Source organism: Segatella cerevisiae, from assembly GCF_024054555.1.
GTDB lineage: Bacteria > Bacteroidota > Bacteroidia > Bacteroidales > Bacteroidaceae > Prevotella > Prevotella cerevisiae.
In genome coordinates, this window is the sequence record NZ_JAMXLY010000032.1 from 1 (window position 1) to 22490 (window position 22490).

The window sequence follows — 22490 nt, forward strand, 5'->3', positions numbered from 1 at the left end:
CATACAGCCTTCGTAGTAATCCTTCAGTACTGACCGTTGCTCTGCTTCCGTAAATTCGTAATATTTTTTCATCTCTTTCCTGATTTAAATTTAACTTCTTTAAGTCAACTTTTTCCAGGCTAAGACACAAAGTTACAGAAATATTTTGTATTACAGATAATTTCTGCAAGTTTTTTTGATACCCTGATTAAATTTGTTAATCGTTCTTCGAATACGAATGTAGACCTAATTCTAAAAGAAATCATAACAGTGATCTCTCCGAATGAGTTTACGATAAATCACAATTATAACAAACAACGCCGTTGTTTACGGAGGTATCCAATAGAAATATACTCAACCCGCCTGACATCCCTCAGAAGCCTTGCAAGACGACACTCACCTCAAGGCGGACTCTATAAAAAAGAAATATATTTTGTAATCAACGTTAAACAATGCCGAAGATTGGGGAATACCACAGTACCTTCGCAACATATAAAGATCATTTAAATATGAAGAATGAAATTCTATTTGTTTTACTTAACGAATATGCTGATTATGAACCTGCGTACATTTCGGGAAGTATTAATTGTGGTCGGGCTGGTTTAAAGAAAAAACCTTTATACATCAATAAAGTGGTAGCTCCAACAATGGATCTTGTACGTTCTGTAGGAGGATTTATACCAAACCAGACTATACTTTCAGCACAATACCGACTGATTATACCGCATTGATTTTAATCGGAGGATTCGGTTGGGACTCAGAAGAGGCAAAGAAAGTTATTCCTATTGTCGGACATGCTCTATCAAAAGGAATCATAGTTGGAGCTATTTGCAATGCGGCTTCTTTTCTTGCACAAAATGGTTTCCTGAATAATATCAAGCATACCGGCAATGGATTGGAAGAGTTGAAACGCTGGGGCGGAAAGAACTATACTAATGAAGCCGGGTATCAGAATATACAGGCTGTGAGCGATAAAGGGATAGTAACAGCTAACGGCACGGCTTCGCTGGAATTTGCTGTAGAACTGATGCGTCTATTAAAGGTTGATACTATCGAAAATATTTCAGCTTATTTCCAATTCATGAAATTAGGTTTTTGTGAATTTATGAAGCAAATAAAATGAGCTTTCAGATAAGGCATATCACTAATATCCACTAAATAAATTTATGCCATGGCTTTCATAATAATATGGGAGCCATGGTTTTCTTTTTGAGAACATATTTTTATCCCGATTTCCATGAAACGTTTGTCAAGTTGAGGAAAGACAAGCATAATGAAAGTTGCGCTTTCTTTGACATTCATCGTTATATTTCACATTATGGAATAAAAAACTATAGGAATTATCCTTAATACAAATATTTCAGTAACTTTGAACCCTGATATCATAGAAATTATTGTTTGTAAGCTTCGATTTTCAATACCTTTAAGTCGATATGACTTTTACAGATCATCAAATCTTTAAGCAATTACATTTCATCTAGCTTACCCTAATTTATTATCTTAAACGATGTAAGTCCGACGAATTCTCAAAAAGGACCTTATTTTATTAACCGTCCGACGAACACAAATGCAGGACTAATCCTGTAAGAAGCCATAGTAGACAAACCTTTCAAATAAAATACGATTATCCCATACCTTATCATGTTTTACGGAAACTATTATTATATAGAAATGCTATAATATCAGACAAAGCAATGTTAATCTGAAGATATTGTTTGTAAAAAACATTTATTTTATAAGTTTTATTTCTACCTTTGTCATCACTATTACAAATTGATAATAGGGTCAGCAAGTTTTCTTGGTTAGTCTAACCATTGAGAAAAGACAAAGGATTTTCCATTTAGAGAATAATTCTATCCGCACTATTAATTAAGGAATTCCATTTATTATAACAAAATATGATTCGGAGTAAATCATCAAGCATCTTGTCACTTTCAAAAGGAAGATTCATCGTTATTCTTTTATTGCTCTTTCCTTTAGTATGTTTGGGACAAGAGATTAAAGGAAAAATAACGAACACTAAAGGTACAGCTATCCCTTTTGCAAATATCGTACTGTTGTCTTCCGACAGTACCTTTGTAACGGGTACGGTAAGTGGAGAGGATGGTATTTTCACTATCAATAATGTCACGACAAAAACAGGAATACTCCGAATCTCCTGCATAGGCTACAAAAACCGCTTTATCACCCAGACAATCGGAAACATTGGCAACATTGTATTACAAGAAGATGCAACGACATTAAAAGAAATTACAGTAAAAGGAAACACGCCTACATATAAAATGACCGATGGCGGACTGGTGACTAATGTGTCGGGAACAATGCTTGGAAAAGTCGGTACAGCCGAAGACGTATTAAAGTTTGTCCCCGGTTTGAGGAAAACTGACAATGGGTATGAAGTATTCGGCAAGGGCACTCCTCTGATCTATCTGAATGGGAAAAAAGTGAGGGACTTGAAAGAACTGGATAGGTTAAGTTCCGGTGACATCAAAGATGTGACATTAGTATCCAACCCCGGAGCAGAATATGATGCTTCTGCGCATGCCGTCTTAAAGATCAAGACATTATCCAAGAGCGGAGACGGCTTCGGCATCGACTACCGGCAAGTATTCGGCCTTGCCAATAAATTCTTTCATGAAGAACAACTCGACTGGAATTACAGAAAGGGAGGATTGGATCTGTTCGGCACACTGTATTACTCTCAGACAAACAGCAAGCAGAAGCAGACTAACCATCAGATGGTCCAAGATGGGAAGGCCCTTTTGCTTAACACTGATCTCAATATCAAATCAAAAAGCAACTATGGCAATGGAGTTGTCGGTTTTAACTACGATTTTGGAGAAAACCATTCCATAGGGGCGACTTACACTCTTGACATACCTTTCGTCAACAGAGGATGGTGGGAATCCCTGTCGAATGTAAAGATTGCAGAAGAACAGACAGAACTATTGAAAGACAATTTCACGACTAAGTTTAAAGCATTGCCTGACCATGATATCACAGCCTACTACAGTGGATTGACAGGCAAAGTACAGATAGACTGGAACGGCGAATTATATTTCACAAAGACTGATAATGTACAAAAATCCTTTGAAACGGAGCAACTCCACCAAGACAACCGTACGGTGAAAACTAATAATGATAACAAAAGCCGGTTATATGCTACAAAAATCGTAGCATCAACGCCTGTATGGATAGGGAAACTTGATGTAGGCAGTGAATTTACCAGAATCTCAAGAAACAGCGACTACACTGTAAACGGGAACAACAATTTATTGCCTGATGACAATAACAGCAGAACGACAGAATGGAACATGGCAGGGTTTTCTTCTTTTGAAATGAATATCAATAAAGTCAGACTGGATGCTGGTTTGAGATTCGAGCATGTTTCCTTTAAATATTACGATCATAATGTCTATAAGGCCGAACAGAGCAGGAAATACAACAACTTGTTTCCTAATGTTTCCATAGACTTCCCGATAAAACATGTTGATGTTGATTTTGCTTATACCGTAAAAGTCAGCAGACCTACATATGACATGCTGAGCAGTAACGTGCAATATAATGACCGCTATACCTATCAAGGGGGCAATCCCCTGCTTCAACCCTGCCAAACACACACAGCAGAATTTAACATCACATATCATTGGATACATTTCAATGGCAATTGGACATACTACCATGACAGCTTCTATCAGTATGTCAAACCTTATGAGAAGAGTTCCAACATAACGGTTTTTTCTTTCAGGAATATCCCCCATTACCAATCGATATATGCAGGTGTGACCTTATCACCGAAGCTAGCGTGGTGGCAACCCATGTTTGACTTTGGAGTCCGCAAGCAATTTTTCCATATAAAAGAAGACCATACTACAACAGAATATGATCATCCCATAATGTTCTTGACGTTTAACAATATTTTCCAGTTACCGAAGGATTATATGTTAAATATAGACATGGACTATCAAACGGGGGGGCATTCCACAGCCATTAGATGGGATTCAGAAGGTGGAGTGAATGTTGGGATATATAAGTCCCTCCTGAAAGACAGACTCACGTTAAATCTCCAAGCCAAAGACATCTTCAATTCATACAAAACCGTTAACAGGTTAATTTATGGAGACCGGAATATATCTAATTGGAAAAAAGCCGATAGTCGTCAACTCATGTTAACCATCAGATATAAAATCAATACGACAAAGAGTAAATATAAGGGAACGGGAGCCGGCCTAGAAGATAAAAACCGACTATAATGAAGAGTTTCCGGATGTACAGACAACATGATATATTCTGACGATCAATGAAATACTAAAAGAATTAACCCCTGCTTCTGAACTAGTAATACTCAATTTATTGCTTGTCCACACTAAATACATTTACACCATAGCTTTCATAATAATATGAGAGCTATGGTTTTCCTTTTGAGGATCTATTTTTATCCCGATTTCCATGAAATACGTGCCAAGTCGAGGAAAGATGAGCATGATGATGTTGTACTTTTTTCAGAATTCATTGTTAATTTTTCCATTATGGAATAAAAAAACTTACATAAATTTATCCTTAATACAAATATTTCAGTAACTTTGAGCCCTGATATCATCGAAATTGTTGTTTATAAGCTTCGATTTTCAATACCTTTAAGTCGATATGACTTTTACAGATCGTCAAATCTTTAAGCAATTACATTTCATCGAACTTACATGTTAAAAGAATATTTATATATAATAGTACCTATATTATGTTTCTTGAAAAGATAATACTTACCCTGCACAAAAACTTCATGGAAAATGGAGACCGATCAGCTTTTTGTATAGGAGACCGTATTTATTCATACTTTCATCTGAAGCAAAGAGCTAATGCAATAAGAAAGGTCATCCGCTTGATTCCAGAACAATATTTCGGTTTAATGGCCTACGATGATTTAGATACTTATGCATCTATCATTGCATTATGGATGGAAGGAAGGTGCTATGTACCTCTACATCCTTTACAACCAGAAGAAAGACTAGCTAACATTATCCGTCAAGTAGATATTAGGACAGTTTTGAACCCTACTGATTCTAAATTATCTTTTCAAGTCAGAGAAGTCAATACCCCTTCTTTACCGGATAGTGATGAATTGTTTTCTCCGCCCCAGATTACATGGGAGTCTCGTCCCGCATATATTTTGTTTACTTCCGGCAGTACAGGCATTCCTAAAGGCGTTCCTGTAACTTTTGGGAATTTAGCAGCATTTGTCGACGCCTTTGATCATTTGGGAGTAGAGTTGTCTAACCAGGACCGTTGCCTTCAGATGTTTGACCTCACCTTTGATCTTTCTGTCGGCAGCTATCTTCCGGCATTGCTTCATGGAGCCTGCATTTATACGGTCCCCTTAGGAAGTGTAAAATACCAAGAAGTATTTCGCCTGATGGATGAATACCAGTTGACAGAAGCCTTGATGGTTCCTTCTGTCATACATTATCTTCGACCATACATGAAAGAGTTGTCTGACAAAGAAATGCACGATTGTCTTTTTTGTGGAGAGGCATTGCCTGGAGAAGACGTAAAAGATTGGAGCGTATCTGTTCCTAGAAGTCGAATATGGAACGTATACGGGCCTACAGAAAACACAATTTACTGTACCGCCTATCCAATAAATAATACGACTAATCCGAAGAATGTTAACGGTACAGTAAGTATCGGACAGGCTATGAAAAACTCTCATACTGCGATTATAGATGAAGATAACCGTTTTCTGGGTGTGGGTGAAAGTGGAGAACTATGCCTCTCCGGTACCCAGTTGACCCCAGGATACTGGCACAATGAAAAGAATAATCAGTTGGCTTTTTTCCAAAAGGATGGCACAAGATGGTATAAAACCGGAGATATCTGTAAAACAGATAAGGAAGGAGATATTCTCTATGAAGGCAGGAAAGATTCACAAGTGAAAATACAAGGTTTCCGTGTGGAATTGGGAGAAATAGAGAACAGGGCCCGAATGTTTTACAGAGGCGAGCGGAATGTCGTCGTTGTCGCATTAAAGAACGGACAAGGATTGATAACCCTCTATCTGATTGTAGAGGGAGATGAGGAAAACTCAGAATCTTTGGAATCTTACCTCCGGCTATTCCTTCCGGCTTATATGATTCCCCAGAGAATTTTCTTTATCAAGCAATTCCCTCAAAATGTGAATAACAAAATTGACAGGAAAGCAATTAGAGAAGTGATAAAAAACAAAATTTAAAATACAAATAACATGGAAAGACAGGAAGTACTGAAAACATTGAATGGAATTTTTGTCAAAGTACTAAAGAAACCGAATCTCTGTTTGACAGAGAACATGTCCACAGATGATATTGACGAGTGGGACTCCTTAAACAATATGATCATCATTGCAGAAATTGAAAAACAGTTTCACTTTCATCTGAAAATGAGAGATATTATCCGTATAAAAACAGTCGGAGACATGTGTGATGTCATCTTAAAACGGACAAAATAAATACAGCCAGTCATCATGGAATTTCTTTCGATCCCGTTTGTGATATGTATGACACTAACCTTTGTCTTTTATTACATGAAGAAAGACAAGAGGTGGCAACATGTTATTCTCCTTCTTGCGAGTTTCGCTTTTATCGGTTACTACCATTTATCTTATCTTATTGTCTCTGCAGGAATTACTATTTTTACTTTTTGGTCCGGCAAAACCATCTCTAGATTTCTGGATACATCGAAAGCAACAGTGATTCTTTGGTCCAGTGTCGTTATTCTAGTTGGCTTCTGGCTCGTGGCACGCTATTGGTCACCCCTGTTCCCATTGGGTATTTCTTTTTATACTTTTCAGGCTCTATCCTATCTGATAGAAATCTATTGGGAGTCGGAAAAACCGGAAGACGATTTTTGGGATTTCACCTTGTACATGATGTTATTCATGAAATTCCTTTCCGGACCTATAGAACGCGGCTTTGACATATTACCCCAATTGAAAGCAGCAAAGAAATTCAACTACCAACAGGTAACGAGAGGATTAAAACTTGTTGCGTGGGGTGTGTTTCTCAAATTAGTGATTGCAGACCGAATAGCCCCTTCTTTGAATACGGTTCTGGATCATGTGAGAAATGCTTCCGGAATGCAGCTTCTGACAGCGACATTCCTTTATCCGATACAACTTTATGCCGACTTTGCCGGGTATACTGCTATGGCTATTGGTTTGGGCAGGATGATGGGTTTCCGGTTCAGACCTAACTTCAATCGTCCTTTTGTTTCCCAATCTACAGGAGAGTTATGGCGTCGCTGGCACATGACACTTTCTTTTTGGGTGCGTGATTATGTTTTTACCCCCTTGGATGCTTCCTTGAGGAGGTACAAAAAGTGGGGAGTATATTTGTCTCTGCTGATTACTTTTATTGCCATTGGTGTTTGGCACGGAGCGGGCTGGACCTTTGCTCTTTACGGACTCTTCCAGGGGATAGTCATCATATATGAGACGGCAACAAAGAATGGGCGGAAAAAAGTAAAGAAGATTATAGGACAAAAGGCATGGAAGTTGGTGATGATTCTCCGGACATACCTACTCTTTGCTTTATCACTACTCTTCTTCCGGGTGGAAAAACTCAATGATGTATTCTATACCTATTCTCATCTCTTTAGTGGTTTTCAGACAAATATTAAAGAGTTGAGGCTTGGAATGACGGATTTTTACTGGAACGTTTTTGGAGTAGCCACAGTTGCAATGCTGGTTTTGGAATATCTCAATTCTCGTCATAGTCTGATTTTGTGGACAGAAAAATTGAATACGCCTTGCAGATGGGTACTTTACCTAGGATTTGTATTGACTATTTTCCTGTTCGGTTCCTTCGGGGTAGAAAATTTTATTTATATCCAATTCTAATAAAATAAGATGAAACAGAAAAGGCTATATACTTTTTATTTAAAATGCTTGCTTTTAGCATTACCTTTCATTTTGTTGCTGGCTTTTTATATTTGGAAAGATCCGTTTATGGTACTTCGTCCTCATCATGACTATGACCATTGCAAAGTATGTCAAAATGAAGGTGCCGTTTCATGGATGAAATACAAGATGTATCGTAACCGGATGCACTATGATTCCTTTATCATGGGCAATTCATGTACTAAGGCTTTCCCGTCATCAGTTTGGAATCAGTATGTCCATGGACACCCCTTCCGAATGTTTGCCAATACTGAAGACTTGGGGGGTATCTGCATGAAACTGGAAGCGCTCAACCATCAATGTCATCAGCCTATCAGACATCTACTGCTGGTGGTAGAACCTTCAACCTTCATTAATGCCGACAGTAAGGAGGATTTCATGCATATCATGCCACCGGAGGTGAGTCATAAAAGTACGATTACGTATCAAACAACTTTTTTGCAAGGTTTTTTTACACCTAAATTCTTTATTCATTATACGATGTATCTCTTTACAAAGAAGTTCTCAAAGGCAATGAATGGTATTATCAATATGAATATTCCGACTCATGAAAAATACAACAATGATGCGGTCCTGCCTCAGGAGCAGATGATTACGGAAAAGGGCAATCGTTACTGGCAACAAAAATATTGGCAGGAAGCACTGGATAAGTCCTATTCATGGAATGTACAGCCACGAACTCTTTCTTCTTTAGAGATAGCAGAGCTCAAAGAGATAAAAAGCATTTGTCAATACCACCATACCGACTTGAAGATCATTATCAGTCCAGAGTTCAATAAAACAATCATGAATTCCAAAGACGTGATGAGACTAAATACAATTTTCGGACCCCGCGTCGTCTATGATTTTTCTAGTAGACATTATTCTTGGATGCACGATGTACACAATTTTTATGATCCTGCCCATTATCGGGTGGAATTAGGAAAGAAGATCTTGAAAATCATTTATAGGTAGAAACACCATCATCTCCATTGGCGGAATTAATCCAGTCCGTACTTAACTCTCCCAATGGAGTGTATATTGATATACGGTATACTGCAAAGGAGCTGATCTTTCTGGAATAATAATTACTTCTTCCCGTAATTTCATAGTGCCATTTACAACTTTTCTGTTGTAAACTTTTCTACAAGCTAATTCTCTGGCTGAGATAAATCCCATTTCACCGAGCTCATGCTGGTATCATTATTTCCATTCGGATTCCATAGTTTCAATTGAAACTATGATCTCTTGATATAGCCCCTGGCCGAAATCGATTATTCAGAACTTAAATCCGCAATCACTTGCCTGTAATCAGCCAGCATTTTCGTTCTGCTGATATAGCCGATCAACCGGTTATTGACATCTACCACAGGGAGTTGGGCAGCATCAGTAGCGTCAAACTCTTTCATGACCTCCCGCATTGACTCATTATACAGCAGACGGGCACTAGGCTGGATCATTAATTGCTTGACCGTAAATTTCTCATAAAGTTCGGTCCTGAAAATAATGTGGCGTATTCTCGTGATGTCAATGACACCCAGGAGTTTTCCTCCTTCGTCAAGTACAGGAATGAAATTGTTATTGCTCCTGCTGATGGCCTGGACAAGTTGTCCCATAGACAAATCCGGACTTATGGGATGATAGTCTTTCTCGATCAACTCGTTCATATTCATCAGAGTCAAGGCAGACTGGTCAGTATGATGAGTCAGGAGTTTCCCTTCCCGGGCAAGTCGAAGTGCGTATATACTGTTCGTTTCAAAAATATTCGTCGTCAAATAACTGCTGATGCAAACGATCATCAAAGGCATGAACAGATCATACCCTTTAGTCAGTTCCGCAATCAGGAAAATACCTGTCAGAGGAGCGTGCATGACACCCGTCATGACCCCTGCCATACCCAATAAGGTATAGTTGTTTTCAGGAGCATAGACTCCAAACTGCTCCATATTCCAGAAATGGGAGAACAAGAAACCGCCGAAGCCACCCACGAACAAGGCCGGGGCAAAAGTTCCACCACAACCTCCGGAACCATTCGTAGCGGAAGTCGCAAAGGTCTTGCTGATGACGACCAAGGCGACATAGAGCAGCATCAGATTCTGATGACCTGCGAAAACACTCCCATTCATCACCTGACTCCAGTCGGCCAGCGAATGTCCGCTTAAGAGGATGTTGACTGCCGAATATCCTTCCCCGTAAAGTGAAGGAAAGAAAAAGATCAGTCCACTCAGCAACACCCCGCCCAAGATCAGTTTAGCCAAAGGATAATCAGCGAGTTTTGAAAATATCCTTTCACAGAATCCCAATGACCGGATGAAATAAAGACTCAAGAGTCCACAGCATACCCCTAAGAGAATAGAGGAAGGAATGCGGTCTACGCCCCAAGCTGAAGACAAAACGAAATCGAACAGAGGTTTCTGCCCTATAAAGATATAGGAAAATACTGTCGCCGTGACACAGGAAATCAGGATCGGTAAAAGGGAAGCCATCGTCAGATCCACCATCAGTATCTCCAACGTGAAGACAAGTCCTGCGATAGGAGCCTTGAAGATGGCTGCGATACCAGCAGAAGCGCCACAACCTACAAGGACCATGAGCGTCTTGCTGTCCCGCTTGAAAAGTCTGCCCAGATTGGATCCGATAGCCGAGCCGGTCAAGACAATCGGAGCCTCCGCCCCTACAGAACCTCCAAAACCAATCGTAATGCTGGAAGCGATCACACTTGTCCAGCAGTTGTGCGACCTCAGTCTGGACCGCTTGGTGGCAATGGCATACAAGACACGGGTAATACCATGAGAAATATTATCCTTGACCACATATTTGACGAACAATGCCGTCAACGATGTCCCGATAATCGGGAAAATAAGATAAAGCCAGTTGGGGCTCCCCATACGGAAGCCATTAGTCAGAAGAAGTTGGATGTGTCCGATGATCCAATGCAATACAAAAGCAGCGACAGAAGCCAGGAAACCCACCAGGAAGGAAAGAACCAGCATCATCTGCCGGTCAGACAAGTGCTGTTGGATCCATATTAAAAGGCGCTCCAAGAGTGCCCTCGGCTGTAAAACTTGCTTCACCACCATTGATTACATGATTATTTCAAAACACAAATATATAGAAATTTCCTCTGAAGAGAGTATACTATTAAAAAATGAGATACATTATCTTGAAAACACGCTCACATCGCCACCGCCATGCAAATCCCAAACAGGACTATCTCGCTGCTTCGGGAAGGCCATGACTGCCATTGATGAAATCCACGGAAGTCATTCGCCGTTTGCCTGCAGGCTGCAGTTCCAGTATTTCCAGCCAGTTATCATTACCGGCAACGAAGAGTTGTCTGCCATCGACCATCATATTTCCAGGTTGTTCCCCTTTAGCATCACGGTCCGTGAGTTTGGTCTTGTAAATCTTCAGTATTTTATCTTCAACAGTTGTCCAGGCACCCGGTACCGGCGAGAGTCCGCGCACAAAATCATGGATGCTCTTGGCAGACTGCTGCCAATTGATCCTGCACATCTCCTTATGGATCTTCGGTGCAGGTTTCAGAGGACCCGTAGTCTCAGCCAGTTCATCCTGTGCAATGCTTTCAGCCTTCCCGTTACCTTTCAATATCTTTTCAACCGTTTCAAGTGCTGCCTCAGCACCCAGTTTCTCGAGTCCGTCATAGACAGTCTCCACATCATCATCAATGCCGATAGGGAAATGTTTCTGAAGAATGATCCTGCCCGTATCGATCTCCTTGTCAATGAAGAAAGTCGTAACGCCAGTCTCCGTTTCTCCATTAATCACTGCCCAATTGATCGGAGCAGCCCCCCGATATTGGGGAAGGAGGGCGGCATGCACATTGAAAGTGCCATACTCCGGCATTGCCCAGACCACCTCCGGCAGCATCCGGAAAGCGACGACGATCTGCAGGTTAGCCTTAAAAGTAGCCAACTCCTGCAGAAAATCGGGGTCCTTCATCTTTTCAGGTTGCAGGACAGGAATATGATGAGCTTGTGCAAAGATTTTCACAGGCGGTGCCTGCAGGCGGTCCTGATGCCGTCCCACCGGTCGGTCAGGTCTCGTGATGACAGCCACCACCGGGTAATTTTCTTCAACAAGTCTTTTCAAGGTCCCCACTGCAAAATCCGGTGTCCCCATAAAGACTATACGCAAGTCACTTTTATCCATTTCCTACCCTATCTTCTATATAAATATATGATTATCCAGAATTTGATCCAGCATCATGGGCGGAGTAAACCCCACGATTCCTGATGCTGAATATCCCATCCAAAGGTTTATTTTCTGATGATGCTGACAGTACCGTCCTTAGCCAACTTGATGATGCTGCTGGGCGTATGAGGCTTATGCTCCTGCCGGCGGCTCTCGCAGACATAATCTACTGCTTTGAGGAGTTCAGGATCAATATCACTATAATTGGCAGCTGCAGGTTGTCCGCTGATATTGGCACTGGTACTGACGACCGGTTTCTCCATCCTATAGCAAAGGGCGTGAGAGAACGGTTCCTTTGTTATCCGCATAGCGATAGAACCGTCTTCAGCGATCAGATTTGAAGCCAGGTTAACGGCATTATCAAGAATGACGGTAGTCGGTTTATCCCCTTGTGCTATAGTGTCGAAAAGTTGCCAAGCCACATCAGGTATATTCCTGATATAACGCTGTAATCTGTTATCACTGTCTACCAGACAGATCAAAGCTTTGGAGTCGTCCCTATGCTTGATGGCATAGACCTTGGCAACAGCCTCAGGATTCGTCGCGTCGCAGCCTATTCCCCAGACCGTATCTGTCGGGTAAAGGATTACACCGCCTTTTCGCATACATTCTACCGCATTCTTAATATCTTCTTCCTGTTTCATCTTATTTTAAAGTAATACCTTCGTTAAATTCTAAAATAGTTTGCACAAAGATAATTGATTTTTCGGGAAACTCAAAATTTTAAGACGTCTTTTGTTTTCTGTACAAAAGTTAAAAGAGGAAGCGGTATATACAGAAACAGGAGTCAGGAATGATCGAATGATCATCTCCTGACTCCCGTAACCATCAAGTCATTATTTCTTCATTTCCGGTATGAGTACCTGACTATTTCTTGATATTCTCAGTTTCAGCCAGAACACCCAAAATGGAAGAAACAATAGTCATCACAATTTTCAAGATTAATTTCAGTTCAGTAACTTGCACCATAGTATTAGTTTTTTAAATGTTTAAAATGAATTAGCAGATCGGCAGAAGGCAAACTGCGATTGCCGGTCGTACCAAAGTCTGCACTTTATGCAGCCGGTTGAGTTTGAGCTGCAGGTTGATCAGTCTCCTTGACAGGTTTATCATAATTTCCCATCTCTTGGAACTTGCAACCAGTCAGCATCGTATTGATATGCTTCTTGTTGTTGACCGTCCATATCGGGTTGAAGATCACATGAGCAGACTGTAAATCTTTTTGGATGGAAAAATCCTTTGCTTCGAGGACACTCCTGCATTTGAGGCCTATCCTGAACGTTCCGAGACTTTCAATATTGACTTGCATACCTGCCAACAACCCCTCGCGGATTTCAGAGACAAGAGCGGAGACCACTGCCAAGATATCCGGAGTTGTAACGGTACAACGTTCCTGGATCTTGCTGGCCAAGTCACTCGTCTTCAAGATTCCGTTTACAACGGCACGGGCGTACCATTTGCCGTTCATAGAAGGGATTTTGTCGTTTTTAATTTGAATAAGTTTGTAAGTAATTGGCATAATAGAAAAATTAAAAGTTTAACAATAGATGAATTTGCCAGTGCACTATCGGCTTTGTTTGAGGAATACCGGTTATCAGAATAGGGACCGGTCTTTTCTGAATCCTTTCTTCCTTAGACAACCGCAAAGATAAAGCAAGACAAAAGCCTTGTCAACTTTTCCTATTATAGTTCTTTTATAGTCCTTTTGTAGTCCGCATTATAGTTCGTAAGCAAGAACTAAAGATACACGGATACAAACAAAAAAGACTTCCAGCCCTGAGCGGGGGAAGTCCTAAGGGAACACCTATTTTTTTAAACGACAAATATCAGGAAGATCGTGCAACACCTCGTGTCCCGTTCCCAATGGTCTGCTAATAAAGAGGTGGAAACCACAGACCGGCAGTTGGCGAATCCAAATACGGCTTCGCAGGACACCCATCACAGGTCATTCAGAGATCAAGCCAATTCTTCATGATCACTTTCCCCTTCGGGGTGAGTACACTCTCAGGGTGAAACTGGATACCATGGATGTCATAAGATTTATGCTTCAGTCCCATAATGTTTCCGTCATCACTCTGCGCCGTTATCTCGAGACAGTCAGGAAAGCCATGACGGTCGACCACCCAACTGTGATAGCGTCCCACGTCAATTTTATCAGGTAATCCTGCGAAGATCGGATCATTGCCGAACAAGTTGCAAGGCGTAGCCACCCCATGATAGACCTCTTTAAGATTAGTAAGTTTGCCTCCGAAAGCCTCAGCTATGGCCTGATGTCCAAGACAGACACCCAATATCGGTTTCTTTCCGGCATAAGTAGTGATGACCTTCAAAAGCAATCCCGCCTCAGAAGGAATACCGGGACCCGGACTGAGGATGATCTTATCAAAAGGAGCAAGTTGATCAAGTTCGAACTGATCATTACGCCATACCGTACATTCAGCCCCGAGTTCCTTCACCAAGTGGGCAAGATTATAGGTAAAGGAATCATAATTATCAATAATAACAACTTTCATCTTTAAAACGAATAAAAAAGTTTATGGCATAAGGTTACATCAGAAGAGCAGGCAAAGAAGAGTCTGCCTCTCGAAGAAACCAATCCTTTATAATTTTTCTGCGATGTGGATTGCCTTGACCAGCGCAGCAAGTTTATTATTACTCTCATTGAGTTCGTATTCATCATTGCTCTTAGCCACGACCCCACTGCCAGCCTGGAACCAAAGTTCATTATTGCGGCTGATGAACGTCCGGATGACAATAGCCTGGTTCAGGTCACCGTTGAGTCCGATATAACCGATACAGCCTCCATAAGCCCCACGATTATGAGGCTCCAACTCACTGATCAGTTGCATGGCACGTACTTTAGGCGCCCCACTGAGCGTGCCTGCAGGGAAAGTATCAAAAAATTCCCGAATAGGATTTGCACCGTCATTAAGTATGCCGCTCACCCGGCTTCCCAAGTGAATGACATGGCTATAGAACTGCAGGTTCTTGTAGAAATCCACTTTCACATCATGGCAATTTCTGGACAGATCGTTCCTCGCCAAGTCAACCAGCATCACATGCTCTGCGTTTTCCTTAGGATCAGTCCTCAGAAATTCAGCAGCCTTACGATCCTGCTCCTCATCACCGGTGCGCTTCGTCGTACCTGCGATCGGATCGATGTAAGCCCTCTTCCCATCGACCCTATTATGCGTCTCAGGAGAAGAACCGAAAATGCGGAATCCCCCGAAATCAAAATAGAACAGATAAGGTGAAGGGTTGATTGACCTCAAAGCCCGATAGAGTTTGAAGTCATCCCCCTCATACTTCTGGCAGAAGCGGCGGGAAATGACGATCTGAAACACATCCCCCCTCAGGCAATGCGCCACACAGCGCCGGATATTCGCCTTATGCTGCTCATCGGTCAGAGTACTGAAACTCTCCCCCACGGGATGGAAGTCATAAGGTTTTACGGTATCCTTGTTGATGTTACGCATCAGATCAGTTATACGACTCTTCCCCTCATCCGAAGAAGCCCCGTCCGGCAGAAGAGCGATGACCTCCATCTGATTATTGAAATGGTCAAAGACGACGATATTCTCATAGAAGATATAAAGGATGTCAGGGGCATCATTCTTTTTCATGGTCGTATCCTTGACCGGGATATTCTCGAAATAACGTACCGCATTGAAAGAGGTATAGCCGTATACGCCACAGTAATGGCTGCCCTCACCCTCAACCTTAAAACAACTGAGGAAGTCACTGAAAGCCTTCGCTATCGTCTCCTTGGGCAGATCTTTCAGTTGTCTGGCATTTTCAGCTGCCTGCCGCACCATATCCTCAGGTTCAGGTCCATCGTATCCCGGCACACTCCTGACCTCCTTAGAGCCGTCAGGGAAAGACATCTCTATTTTTCCATGGCTGACAGCGATGCTGGCAATCGGGTGAATACCTATAAAGGACCGGCTGTTTTCCTTGCCATGATAGTCAGAACTTTCCATGAGAGCCGACTGAGGATAAAGGTCCCGCAAACGCATATACACGGCTACCGGTGTATAGAGGTCTGCCAGGATCGTATGGGTCGCGGTATGATAATGATAATTCTTCATCTTCGAAATATTTAATATACGGTACTGTTAACTTTAGAATTTTCCATATTCTTTAGCCATTGCCTTGTTTTTCAGGTACGTCTCGACATCCTTGTCGCCACGGCCGCTCACCGTCAGTACGACGACATCCTCAGGTTTGAATGTCAGTTTCTTCAGTGTTGCCAAGGCATGAGCACTCTCGATAGCCGGGATGATACCCTCGAGACGAGTCAGTTCATAACCGGCATAAATCGCCTCATCATCATTGATGGCAAGCACTTTCTCCCTGCCCTTTCTCGCCAAGTCAGCATGCATAGGTCCTATGCCCGGGTAATCCAGTCCTGCGCTGATGGTGAAAGCCTGTTCGATCTGACCGTCGTCAGTCTGCATGACAAGAGTCCGTGCGCCATGAATGATTCCCTCAGTTCCGCAATGGATCGTCGCTGCGGTATAAGGCGTATCCACACCTTTTCCTCCGGCTTCAGCGAGCACGATTTTCACACGGTCATCATCGATATAATGGTAAATGGTGCCGGCAGCGTTCGACCCGCCTCCTATACAAGCTATCAGATAGTCAGGATAGTCACGACCGATCTTCTCCTTCAACTGCCATTTAAGTTCTTGGCTGATCACACTTTGCATTTTCGCCACGATATCAGGATAAGGATGCGGCCCCATAGTAGACCCTACAAGATAATAAGTATTTTCAGGATGACAGCACCAGTCACGAATAGCGGCAGAGCAAGCATCGCTCAAAGTCATGTTGCCTGTTGTGACGGGATGTACGCGGGCACCCAGCATCCTCATCCGTTCGACATTCGTATGCTGTCGCTGCACATCAGTTTGACCCATGAATATCTCGCACTCCATATTCATCAAGGCGCAGACAGTCGCAGTGGCCACCCCATGTTGACCGGCACCGGTCTCAGCGATCACGCGCGTCTTCCCCATCTTACGTGCCAAGAGGATCTGTCCGACCGTATTATTGATCTTATGGGCACCCGTATGATTGAGGTCCTCACGCTTCAGGTACAACCGACAACCATATTTCTCACTCATGCGCTTCGCATAATAAAGAGGTGAAGGTCGCCCGACATAGTCTTTCAACAGAGATTCATACTCGCTCTTGAACTCCTCACTCTCCATGATCGGGCGATAAGCATTCTGCAAGTCTGTCACACATTTATAAAGGATTTCCGGTACATACGCTCCTCCGAACTTCCCGAAGAAGCCATTCTCGTCAACTTGATATTTCTTCATGATTAATTCTGTTTATCCGTTCTGTCTCCCGACTTTCACGACAACAGCAACGCAAGTCCGCCATCGTCAAGTGCAGGAACGATTTCAATTAATGTTCCAAGGCCTCATAGAGCCGATCCATAGCCTGATCAGGATCACCTGTCTCATTGAGCAAACTCACGAATTTTGAACCGATAATTGCACCTGCGGCATTATCCTGAGCACTCTTCAGGGTCTGCTTATTGCTGATGCCAAAACCTATCATCCGCGGGTTTCTCAGATTCATCGCATTGATCCGGTTGAAATAAGCCAGTTTGGCATCGCCGAAATTGCTCTGAGCGCCTGTGATGCTCGCACTCGACACCATATATATAAAGCCTTCCGTATGGTCATCGATGAAGTGTATCCGCTCCTCGCTAGTTTCCGGAGAGATCATCATGATGACCCGGACATCATACCTGTCGGCTATCGGTTTGACATCTTCCTGATAATCCTTAAAAGGCAAATCAGGGATAATGCAGCCACTGACGCCACATTCCACACAACTCTTGAAGAAGTTTTCGAAACCATAGTGCATGATGACATTCAGATACCCCATCAGGACAAGTGGAATATTCACCTGATCCTTGATGGCCTTCAACTGCCCGAAGAGTTTTTTCAGTGTCATTCCATTCTTGAGGGCAACTGTTCCGGCAGACTGGATGACAGGGCCGTCAGCGAGAGGATCACTGAAAGGAATCCCGACCTCGATCATATCTATCCCCCGTTTTTGCAAGGTCAGGATGACCTTTCCGGTCATCTCCAACTTCGGACAACCGGCACAGAAATACAAAGAGAGTAATTTACGGTCTCCCCGATTTCGAAACAATTCATTGATTTTGTTCATATTTCCTAGATTAATATTTTTATTCGTTTTCATATTCCTCAAGTGCAGTCCCTTATCCCGCTGCAACCTGTCCCTTTAGAACTCAACTCCGGACCTGCTCTATAAAAGTCTGCAACTTATCAATATCTTTCAGGGCGGGAGAGATCTCAAAGCGACTGTTCAAATCGATACCGGCAAACTTCGGATGATGGAAAGACCTGACACGCGCGGCATCTTCAGGACCTATCCCACCGCTGAGCAGGAAGGGCGTATCTCCATCATAGCCATCCAAGACAGACCAGTCAAAATGTCTGCCGCTGCCACCTGCAGAGTTGCATTTGGTATCAAAGAGAAAATAGTCCACCGCTCCCTCATAAACCTTATACCGATCAACGTCAGCCGGTTCCTTGACAGAAATTGCCTTGATGAGTTTGATGCCCGGACAAATATCAGGGTCAAGAGTTTTCCTCAGATTCTCACACAACACGCGAGACTCCTGACCGTGCAACTGGATGGCTGTCAAGCCATAATCGTAAATAGCCCTGATCATCTTCTGAGGCATCTCATCGACAAACACCCCCACTCTCTCAGGTTTTCCATCCCCCGCAGTATCCCCTTTGGAAAGCTTTGGGAAATTCGGATTAGCCAAGACATACCTAGGACTTTTAGGGAAAAAAATGAATCCCATCAAGTCAATATCCAGTTGAGATACCGCACGGATATTTGCAACGTCACGCAAGCCACAGACCTTTATTTTCATGCTGTTATCATTTTTCGTATCAGTTATACCGACCATTTCCTACGAGCATAAGACCGACAGGAAACAGGAGCAGATCAAATGCCCTTCCAGAGTCAAGTCAGCGAGCCTGCCTTGCCCTGCACTGAGCGATGAAGTCAGCCAAAGCCTTCCCCGGCTCAGCCTCTTTCATGAAATACTCACCCATCAGAAAGCCGTTGAAACCGACCTGACGGAGGCGCTCTACAGTCTTGGCATCATGAATGCCACTTTCACTGACCTTACAAACCTGCTCAGGCAGACGACTGACGAGTTTTATGCTGCTTTTCACATTCGTATGGAACGTCCCAAGATGACGGTTGTTGATCCCATACATGTCAGGTTCCAAGTCGACATAGTCGAAGTCACGTTCCTGATGCATCTCCAATAGGACTTCCAATCCCAGTTCATGAGCCTTGTGCAACAAACCCCGGCATTCCTCTTTCGTCAGATCTGCTGCAATAAGCAGGACAGCAGAAGCTCCGCACAACCGGGCCTGAAAGAGTTGGTATTCATCTATGATGAAATTCTTATACAAGATCGGGATCGTCACTCCCACAGCCCTCGCCTGCCGGATAAACTCATCATCACCTCCGAAATACTTCATGTCTGTCAGGATGCTCAGCGCCGCAGCACCATTCTCCTGATAGGCAATGGTCACCTCTGACGGTTTCGCATCCCGATGGATCCAACCCTTACTGGGAGACTTCCGCTTGAATTCACTGATAATGCCAGTGTCGGATGCCATCAAGGCCTTGCGCATGGAACAGACAGGTGAAGCAAACTTTTCCAGATCCTGCATCTTCTGTTCGACCATATTGTAAAGGTTCTCAGGAGTGATGATTTGTTTGAATTCATCCACCTCCAAGCGCTTATGAGCCACTATTTCTTCTAATATATCCGCCATTTCTCAAGTTTTAAAGTCAGGAAAAACATTTCCAAAAGCCATTGCACGGTCTTATTCCGATTCAGAATTTACAGTCAGGATAATACCGGCGATGCCTTCAACTGATGTCATTGATTAAGTTCCTTAAATTTCCGGAAGGCAGCGAGAGCCTTGCCACTGTCGATGCTGTCGCGGGCGATCTCAATACATTCGGGGATACTCTTCTTCCCCTTCTCCATAGTTTGGATGCCAAAGGCAGCATTGATCATGACGACATTCTTCTGTCCGGGCAAGGCCTTGTTTTCCAACACATTGTCAAATATGCGGGCAGCCTCTTCCTGAGTAGCACCAGCCACCAGTTCTTCAGGTTTGGTCAACTCAAACCCGAAATCTGCAGGTTTGAAAACTTTTTCATAGTTGTTTGTAGCCACCTTGAAGTCACCGGTCAAACTGATCTCGTCATATTTATCAATACTGTTGACAATGGCGAAATCGATGCCCAACTTCTGATAGACCTGTTGGTAAAGTCTCATCTGATTCAGGTTAGCTACACCCAAGACCTGACACTTCGGACGACTGGGATTGACCAACGGACCGAGCAGATTGAAAACAGTCGGAAACTGAAGTGCTTTTCTCAACGGACCAACAAACTTCATAGCCTTCGCAAAGAGTTGGGCATGAAGATAGACGATATTAGACCCTTCCAAACTCCGGTTGAGTTTGGCATTATCCGCAGTAAAGACGATGCCATGATTCTTGATGACATTAGACGCGCCACTCACGGAAGTAGCAGCAAAATTGCCATGCTTGGCAACTTTATAGCCGGCACCGGCAATCACGAAACAAGAAGTAGTGGAAATGTTGAAAGTATTCTTTTGATCCCCACCTGTACCCACGACATCCACATAGCGGTCACTATCAAGTTTTACAGGTACCCCTGTAGCCAGGATACCGTCACGGAAGCCGAGCAACTCGTCCACGCTTACGCCACGCATCTGCAGTGCTGTCAGCAAAGCAGCGATCTGAGCTTCAGGATAAGCTTCCTTGGTAATCCCGATGATGATGTTCTTCGTCTCTTCACGGGTCAACTCTTCATGATTCAGCATTTTTGCCAGAATGTTCTTCATTTCCATAGTTCTGTTCTCCTTTATTATGTGATTAATATTTTTATTCCGTTCCCTTGTCTACACTCCGATAGCCCATCCCGGATCTTACTCACCGAATAAGCATGAAAAGAAAAAAGGCCTGTCGCAAGAACGACAGGCCTTTATTTCTTTGAAGATATCTACACGGCTGCTCGACTCACGACTGATTTAATCTTGAGTTACGCCACCACCATGCTAAAACGACGATATTCTTCATTTATTTTTCTTGATATATGACCATCCTCCCACTTGACAAACATTGTCAGAGTTGTTCGAGGACAATTTCTTCATTTCACATCTGCAAATATATCACTTTAAATTTAAATAACCAACAATTTGAAAGAAAAATTACTGATAAATATATATTTTTTCATTCTGGCAAAGGTTAAAGTTACATTCACCTTATTATATAAGAAAAACGCCATTGACATTTACACATACACAAAAGCGTCAATATCTGTGATTATTTCTGATCAAACCATGTGGAATCTTCCTTTTAGTGTAATAATATACTCGTATGTGCGTTAAAATACTATATAACATGAATAAAGGAATGCTTATGAAGAATCCTATACATAACATGGATAAGGAACAGATCGCCTGCAAGTCACTTCATCCTTCGGAAAGGACGCTCAATCTGATCAGGCAGATCGCCTACACTTATCAAGTGATCAGTCTGAACGGCAGAAAAGAAGTAATATGCCTGAACTGAACGAACGAACTATTTCCAAGAGCAAAATGAAAACGATGGTATCCCCCTCACTCCTCTCTGCGAATTTCCTCGACCTGAAAGGAGAAATAGAAATGATCAATCAGAGCGAAGCTGACTGGCTGCATTTAGACGTTATGGATGGAGTCTTCGTACCCAATATCAGTTTCGGTTTCCCCATCATCCAAGCGATCAGCACGATCTGCAAGAAACCCCTTGACGCACACCTCATGATCGTGCACCCAGAACGTTATATCCACCAAACAGCAGATGCGGGGGCAATGATGATGAACATCCACTATGAGGCATGTACACATCTCCACCGTGCCATTCAGCAAATCCATGATGCCGGCATGAAGGCAGGAGTCACCCTGAACCCGTCTACACCGGTGTGCATGCTCGAAGACATTATCGGAGATGTGGATATGGTACTGTTAATGGGGGTGAATCCGGGATTCGGAGGTCAGAAATTCATTGAGAATACCATCAAAAAAGTGGTACGTATCAAGCACCTGATCAGTGCTTCAGGCAGTCAGGCGCTCATCGAAGTGGACGGCGGCGTATCAGCTGCAACGGCTCCCCGACTGGTCAATGCCGGAACGAATATTCTGGTCAGCGGGAGTTATATTTTCAAAAGTCCGAACCCGCTTCAGACCATCCATGAGTTAAAGACTCTCGGAGCGACCCTGTAAAAAGATATA

18 protein-coding genes and 1 pseudogene are annotated in these 22490 nt (G+C 42.9%); 8 read left to right on the top strand and 11 right to left on the bottom strand.

Translation table 11 applies throughout. From position 1 onward, the window contains the following. Positions 1 to 488 precede the first annotated feature (488 nt). From NG821_RS08575 to NG821_RS08600, 6 genes and pseudogenes are all read left to right on the top strand, one after another. Positions 489 to 1102 (top strand): annotated as a pseudogene (locus tag NG821_RS08575) (DJ-1/PfpI family protein). An 862-nt stretch (positions 1103 to 1964) separates the two neighbouring features. Beyond that, positions 1965 to 4232 carry a TonB-dependent receptor domain-containing protein gene (locus tag NG821_RS08580; protein ID WP_252761246.1) on the top strand — a complete coding sequence of 756 codons (2268 nt, stop codon included), beginning with the start codon at positions 1965 to 1967 and terminating at the stop codon, positions 4230 to 4232. A 527-nt stretch (positions 4233 to 4759) separates the two neighbouring features. Continuing rightward, complete coding sequence (locus tag NG821_RS08585; RefSeq protein ID WP_252761247.1) at positions 4760 to 6205, top strand: AMP-binding protein; 1446 nt, start codon at positions 4760 to 4762, stop codon at positions 6203 to 6205. A gap of 12 nt (positions 6206 to 6217) precedes the next feature. Then, positions 6218 to 6460 (top strand): acyl carrier protein, encoded by a 243-nt coding sequence (locus NG821_RS08590; RefSeq protein ID WP_252761248.1) that lies wholly within the window; start codon positions 6218 to 6220, stop codon positions 6458 to 6460. Positions 6461 to 6475: 15 nt separating this feature from the next. After that, positions 6476 to 7849, top strand: a complete 1374-nt coding sequence (locus NG821_RS08595) for an MBOAT family O-acyltransferase (protein WP_252761249.1) — start codon at positions 6476 to 6478, stop codon at positions 7847 to 7849. 108 nt (positions 7850 to 7957) lie between these two features. Continuing rightward, positions 7958 to 8863 (top strand): hypothetical protein, encoded by a 906-nt coding sequence (locus NG821_RS08600; protein WP_252761250.1) that lies wholly within the window; start codon positions 7958 to 7960, stop codon positions 8861 to 8863. A 299-nt stretch (positions 8864 to 9162) separates the two neighbouring features. On the opposite strand, the gene NG821_RS08605 is transcribed toward NG821_RS08600, so the two are convergent. From NG821_RS08605 to trpD, 11 genes are all read right to left on the bottom strand, one after another. Continuing rightward, entirely contained in the window at positions 9163 to 10968 is a 1806-nt protein-coding gene (locus NG821_RS08605; RefSeq protein WP_252761251.1) for a chloride channel protein, read from the bottom strand. A 130-nt stretch (positions 10969 to 11098) separates the two neighbouring features. Next, the gene (fmt, locus tag NG821_RS08610) at positions 11099 to 12061 is read right to left on the bottom strand and encodes a methionyl-tRNA formyltransferase (protein ID WP_252761252.1); all 963 of its coding nucleotides are present in this window, start codon (positions 12059 to 12061) and stop codon (positions 11099 to 11101) included. 107 nt (positions 12062 to 12168) lie between these two features. Continuing rightward, on the bottom strand, positions 12169 to 12747 hold the full coding sequence (locus NG821_RS08615; protein WP_252761253.1) for an L-threonylcarbamoyladenylate synthase: 579 nt from the start codon (positions 12745 to 12747) through the stop codon (positions 12169 to 12171). A gap of 410 nt (positions 12748 to 13157) precedes the next feature. Continuing rightward, complete coding sequence (locus NG821_RS08620; RefSeq protein WP_252761254.1) at positions 13158 to 13622, bottom strand: HU family DNA-binding protein; 465 nt, start codon at positions 13620 to 13622, stop codon at positions 13158 to 13160. A gap of 430 nt (positions 13623 to 14052) precedes the next feature. Beyond that, positions 14053 to 14616 carry an anthranilate synthase component II gene (locus NG821_RS08625; RefSeq protein ID WP_252761255.1) on the bottom strand — a complete coding sequence of 188 codons (564 nt, stop codon included), beginning with the start codon at positions 14614 to 14616 and terminating at the stop codon, positions 14053 to 14055. Positions 14617 to 14703: 87 nt separating this feature from the next. Further along, on the bottom strand, positions 14704 to 16191 hold the full coding sequence (locus tag NG821_RS08630; protein WP_252761256.1) for an anthranilate synthase component I family protein: 1488 nt from the start codon (positions 16189 to 16191) through the stop codon (positions 14704 to 14706). A gap of 33 nt (positions 16192 to 16224) precedes the next feature. Next, positions 16225 to 17430 (bottom strand): tryptophan synthase subunit beta, encoded by a 1206-nt coding sequence (gene trpB, locus NG821_RS08635; RefSeq protein WP_252761257.1) that lies wholly within the window; start codon positions 17428 to 17430, stop codon positions 16225 to 16227. An 88-nt stretch (positions 17431 to 17518) separates the two neighbouring features. Continuing rightward, on the bottom strand, positions 17519 to 18295 hold the full coding sequence (gene trpA, locus NG821_RS08640; protein WP_252761258.1) for a tryptophan synthase subunit alpha: 777 nt from the start codon (positions 18293 to 18295) through the stop codon (positions 17519 to 17521). Between the two features lie 82 nt (positions 18296 to 18377). Continuing rightward, complete coding sequence (locus tag NG821_RS08645) at positions 18378 to 19034, bottom strand: phosphoribosylanthranilate isomerase (RefSeq protein ID WP_252761259.1); 657 nt, start codon at positions 19032 to 19034, stop codon at positions 18378 to 18380. Positions 19035 to 19131: 97 nt separating this feature from the next. After that, the gene (trpC, locus tag NG821_RS08650) at positions 19132 to 19956 is read right to left on the bottom strand and encodes an indole-3-glycerol phosphate synthase TrpC (protein ID WP_252761260.1); all 825 of its coding nucleotides are present in this window, start codon (positions 19954 to 19956) and stop codon (positions 19132 to 19134) included. 107 nt (positions 19957 to 20063) lie between these two features. Beyond that, positions 20064 to 21068: an anthranilate phosphoribosyltransferase gene (gene trpD, locus NG821_RS08655; RefSeq protein ID WP_252761261.1), complete on the bottom strand. Its 1005-nt coding sequence runs from the start codon at positions 21066 to 21068 to the stop codon at positions 20064 to 20066. Positions 21069 to 21639: 571 nt separating this feature from the next. On the opposite strand from trpD, the gene NG821_RS08660 reads away from it, so the two are divergent. Both NG821_RS08660 and rpe read left to right on the top strand, forming a co-directional pair. Next, complete coding sequence (locus NG821_RS08660; protein WP_252761273.1) at positions 21640 to 21792, top strand: hypothetical protein; 153 nt, start codon at positions 21640 to 21642, stop codon at positions 21790 to 21792. A 26-nt stretch (positions 21793 to 21818) separates the two neighbouring features. Then, the gene (rpe, locus tag NG821_RS08665) at positions 21819 to 22481 is read left to right on the top strand and encodes a ribulose-phosphate 3-epimerase (RefSeq protein ID WP_252761272.1); all 663 of its coding nucleotides are present in this window, start codon (positions 21819 to 21821) and stop codon (positions 22479 to 22481) included. Positions 22482 to 22490 lie beyond the last annotated feature (9 nt).